Origin of the sequence: Dactylosporangium cerinum, assembly GCF_042653625.1 — a bacterium.
In the GTDB taxonomy this organism is placed as follows: Bacteria; Actinomycetota; Actinomycetes; order Mycobacteriales; family Micromonosporaceae; genus Dactylosporangium; species Dactylosporangium cerinum.
Genome location: NZ_JBHSIU010000062.1, coordinates 1 through 4,297, shown reverse-complemented (window position 1 = coordinate 4,297; position 4,297 = coordinate 1). Strand labels below are relative to the sequence as shown.

The following is a 4,297-nucleotide window of genomic DNA, read 5'->3' as shown; positions in this document are numbered from 1 at the left end:
CAAACGGGCGACTCGGATACAGGGATGGTGCACCAGTGAGCAGTGAAGTCATCGATCCGCCCACGCTCGTGGCTGCCGCCGATGTCAGCGTTTGCCGACTTCCGGTTCCCGGCCGAGGTGATCGTCGTCGCAGTGCGCTGGCACCTACGGTCCAGCTTGTCCTACCGCCGCGTTGAGGAACTGCTGGTCGAGTGTGGCGTCGAGGCCGACCACGTCACCGTCTACCGGTTTGCCCAGGGCGGTGCGCACGGTGTGCTCCAGCGCGACACCAGCGAAGCCGACCGGGATGGTGGCGATGATCAGCAGCCAGGTCAGCCGCTGATCGCCGGCGGTGATGCGCCGATCGCGGATCGAGGTGACGAGCCCGGCGGACGATACGCAGCCAGTCCCGGCGGACGAACACGACCAGGGCGATCGCCGTGGCCGCGTGTACGGCCACGGGGAACGCCAGGTATGGGGAGTTGGCGGCGGTCAGGTCGAGATTGCGGGCCCACGAGCCGTCGAGCAGTGCCGGGATGAGGGCGGCCGCCCGGCGCCAGCGCGGCGCTGGCCGGGCTGGCGTTCGGCGGTACCGCGCTGTGTGCGCGTGCGCTGATCCGGCTCGTTCCGTCGCCGCCGGATCTTCCGAGGACTCTGGGAACCGGCGGGCAGCAGCGGGCTCGTGCCGAGCAGGTCCCGCAGCTAGTCGTCGCGCAGGCCGCCCGAGCGGCCGACGGCGAACGACTCGGCCAGGGCGACCACCTCCGAGAGCAGCAGGAGGTTGGTTGAGGAGCACAGTGACACGTCCAACTTCCGTGTTGGCCGCCGTCGGCCTGGCGCCCGCCTCCGCCGCCATCATCGCGGTGGCCGGTGGCGGCACGGCGCAGGCGAGCACGCAGCTCTGCGACAAGTACGGTTCCACCGTCGTCCGGGACCCGCTACGTCGTCATGAACAACCGCTGGGCGCCGACACCCCGCAATGCCTCAGCGTCACCGGCACCGGCTTCGCGGTCACCGCTGACCACCACAGGCCGACCAACGGCGCGCCCGCGTCGTACACCGCCGTCCACTACAGCTGCCACTACGGCAACTGTTCGCCGGGCACCGACCTGCCCATGCGGATCGGCAGATCCGCAGTGCCAGCAACAGTGTGCGCTTCTCCTACCCCGAGCGGCGGTACACACAGCGTCTCCTACGCCATCTGGCTGGACCCGGCGCCCAATACGCAGGTGGTGAGCAAGCAGGAGCTGATGATCTGGTTCGCCAAGCGCGGCCCGATCCGTCCGGTCGGCGCGAAAGTCGCGACGGCGACCGTCGACGGCGGCGCCTGGAATGTCTGGTTCGGCTTCAACGGTACGAGCTACGTCGTCGCGTACGTCGCACGGTCATCCATCACGATGTGGAGCTTCGACGTCCGAGGCTTCATCACCAACGTGAAGAAGCGTAGCAAGGTCATCGACGCGTGACACCTGGCCAGCATCCAGGCCGGATTCGAGCCGTGGGTCGGCGGCACCGGCCCGGCCGTCAAGGACTTCAGCGCGCGGGTCGACGGCAACGGGTCGTCGCCGAGCGGTGGTGGGTGTTCCTGAACCGTCTGCTGTCACCGGTTTGAGGTGCGTGGGATGCCGTCGTATGGGCGGCATCCACGCACCCGCCGTCAACCGTCGCTGACGCTCATCACCAGCCCCACAGCAGACGCAGAAGGCTGCGAAGGAGATTCCAAGCCGATGATCCGGCCGTCTGCGACGGTGCCGGTGTAGCGGCAGTCGGTGACGGGCCCGGTGATCCGGCTGTTGATGACGGTGCCGGTGCAGCGGTCGTCTGTGACGGTGACGGGTCGGCGGTGTTCGCCAGTTGGACGGCGACGTCCGGCGAGAACGTGCCGGCACCGCCCTGGCAGCCGTCCGCCTCTCCCGGCGGTTTGATCCACAGGAACGCGTCCACGGCCGGGTCGGCGGTGTTCAGGGTCGGTGTCTCGCCGATGGCACGCCCGGCGGGGTCGCACCACTCGTTGCCCCGCGGCCCGTTGCCGTTGCGGCTCGTGTCGACGACGAAGTGCAGCCGCGGCGCGCCGAGTTCGGCGAGAACCGCCTTGCCGTACGCCACCTCGTCCGCCGTGCGGCGGAAGTTTGACGCGTTGGTGAAGAAGCCGTCCGCGCTCTGCACGCCGGCCGCAGTGAGGCGCCGGGCCTGTTCGGCGGGCGGGTTCCAGTCTGAGTGGCCGCCGTCGAGGTACACCTTGGCCGCGGGGTCGGCGTCCTTGACGGTCTTCACCGCGAACGCGATGGCACCGTCGCGTTCCGCGATCCGCGCCTCGTCGAGGCACGTCTGCAGGGCGAGCGAGTCCGGCTCGACGATGACGATCGCCGGCCGCGAACCCAGTCCCTCGGCGAAGTTCCGCACCCACGTCTTGTAGCCGGCGATGTCCGGGGCCCCGCCCGCGCTCGCCCCGCCGCAGTCACGGTTCGGCAACGCGTACATGACGAGCAGTGGCACGCTTCCGGCAGTCCCGGCCTTGCCGACGAACCCGGCCACCTCCGCGGTGACGGTGTCGGGCTTGTAGGTGGTGAACCACCGGCCCTGGGGCTGGTTCGCGATGCGGTCGCGGATGACGGCCGCCCTGGCGTCGTCCGGGTGCGCGGCCAGCCAGCGCGCCGCCTGCGAGTCCGGGTCCCGGAACAAGGTGCTGGGAGTGGTGACGGCCGATGCATTCGTGACGAGCATCATTGTCCCTGCCGAAACGGCCACCGTGACCCCGGCGATTGCTGCGGTCACGGCACCGCGTGATCTGTTGCGCGACAAGAGCGGCTCCTTTCAGTGATGTGCATGAGCAGGGGAGCGCTCCCAATGGACCGTATCGGTTTGCGCGGCCGTCTCAAGATCTGAGCTGGTGATTTAAGGAAAGCTTCAGACATCCAGGTCTGCGAATAGTCACCCATGTCGACAGCCGCCGCGCGGCGTTTCCCGGCGGCCGGTTAAATCGGCGGAATCGCGGTGCCCGCTAGCCGGTCATTCCTGGAACTTCGTTGGAACGGCCTTCATGGCGAGTGAGAAGGAATTTATTTCCGACAATGGCAGGACGATAGCCGGAGTCACCGTCCCTGATACCGAGCTGGCGCGTGCGACCACCGAGCTGGCGCGGGCGTTCACCTGGGACCTGGTGTACCCACCACTCCCGCCGGGTGTTCTGGTTCGGCAGCCTGCAGCAGGTCGGTACAACCGCGGAGCCTTATGGCGGGCCGGCCGTGCCTAGCTCGAACAGTGGCGCTGCCATCGTGGGTCAGCTCCTCGAACTGGACAGTTCCGGCGCGTGGGTCGACACGGTGGACGGTCAGCTGTGCGGTGCCGCGATGGCGGGGCTGCGGGAGGGGCTGTGTTACCTGGCTCACCTGCATGTCCGGCCGGCCCTGCAGGGCCGCGGCGTGGGCCGGCGGCTGCTCGAAGCGGCGTTGCGCTACGGCGCCGACGCGCGCGGCCGGCTGCTGCAGCACTCGTGGCTGGATCCGTAGGCGATGCGGTGCTACCAGCGGGCCGGATTCGCGCTCGAACCTGCCATGCGGGCGATCGGAGTGGTGCGGGCAGTACTCCGGCACCGCGGGGCGGGTCGAGAACTGCCAGCTCGGGGTGTTTCTGGCCTACTCGAGTCCGCGTGGGCGGGTGTTGCTGGACCGGGAGCTGTATCTGCCCCGGACCTGGTGCGATGACCTGGCACGGCGGCGCGAGGCGGGGATCGATGACGCAGTGCGCTTCGCGACCAAACCCGCGCTCGGTCTGCAGATGCTCGCCCGCGCGGTGGACGCCGGCCTGCCAGCGAAGTGGGTGACCGGCGACGAGGCCTACGGCAAGGACGGCAAGTTCCGGCTGTGGCTGCAGCAACGGCACATCAGTTATGTCCTGGCCGTGGCCAGCAACCAGAAGATTCCGACTGAGCGCGGCAGCGCCCGCGCTGACGCTCTGGCCGCCGCTGCTCCGGCGCTCGCCTGGAAGCGACGCAGCTGCGGTGACGGCGTGAAAGGCCCACGGGTCTATGACTGGGCGGTTGCCACGCTGCCGGACGCCGGCACCGCCGAGCACGGCCGCACCCGCTGGCTGCTGGTCCGCCGTAGCATCGCCAGACCGAACGAGCTGGCGTACTACCTGTGCTACGGGCCGGACGGCACCAGCGACGAGGAACTGATCCGGGTCGCCGGGACCCGCTGGGCGATCGAGGAGTGCTTCCAGACATCGAAGAACGAGACCGGTCTGGACCACTACCAAGTTGAGTCGGCCTGGAGCGCGGTGTCAGTGTTGCCGCTGGTCCGTTTCTCCAGGCCGCTCG

Annotated in this window: 4 protein-coding genes and 2 pseudogenes; 5 read left to right on the top strand and 1 reads right to left on the bottom strand. The window is 69.0% G+C overall.

Annotated elements, in window-relative coordinates; translation table 11 throughout:
- Positions 1–81 precede the first annotated feature (81 nt).
- Together ACFPIJ_RS42105 and ACFPIJ_RS42100 are read left to right on the top strand one after the other, a co-directional pair.
- Positions 82–237 (top strand): annotated as a pseudogene (locus ACFPIJ_RS42105) (IS6 family transposase); the annotation flags it as partial.
- Between the two features lie 560 nt (positions 238–797).
- A complete protein-coding gene (locus ACFPIJ_RS42100; RefSeq protein WP_380124274.1) occupies positions 798–1,445 on the top strand; it encodes a GH12 family glycosyl hydrolase domain-containing protein in 648 nt (215 codons plus the stop codon).
- A 211-nt stretch (positions 1,446–1,656) separates the two neighbouring features.
- Here ACFPIJ_RS42100 and ACFPIJ_RS42095 read toward each other — a convergent pair whose 3' ends face one another.
- A complete protein-coding gene (locus tag ACFPIJ_RS42095) occupies positions 1,657–2,661 on the bottom strand; it encodes a glycoside hydrolase family 6 protein (protein ID WP_380124271.1) in 1,005 nt (334 codons plus the stop codon).
- A 10-nt stretch (positions 2,662–2,671) separates the two neighbouring features.
- On the opposite strand from ACFPIJ_RS42095, the gene ACFPIJ_RS42090 reads away from it, so the two are divergent.
- The 3 genes and pseudogenes from ACFPIJ_RS42090 to ACFPIJ_RS42080 all read left to right on the top strand — a co-directional run.
- Positions 2,672–2,800, top strand: a complete 129-nt coding sequence (locus tag ACFPIJ_RS42090) for a hypothetical protein (protein WP_380124269.1) — start codon at positions 2,672–2,674, stop codon at positions 2,798–2,800.
- 454 nt (positions 2,801–3,254) lie between these two features.
- Entirely contained in the window at positions 3,255–3,488 is a 234-nt protein-coding gene (locus tag ACFPIJ_RS42085; protein WP_380124267.1) for a GNAT family N-acetyltransferase, read from the top strand.
- A 70-nt stretch (positions 3,489–3,558) separates the two neighbouring features.
- Positions 3,559–4,297: pseudogene (locus ACFPIJ_RS42080) on the top strand (IS701 family transposase); the annotation flags it as partial.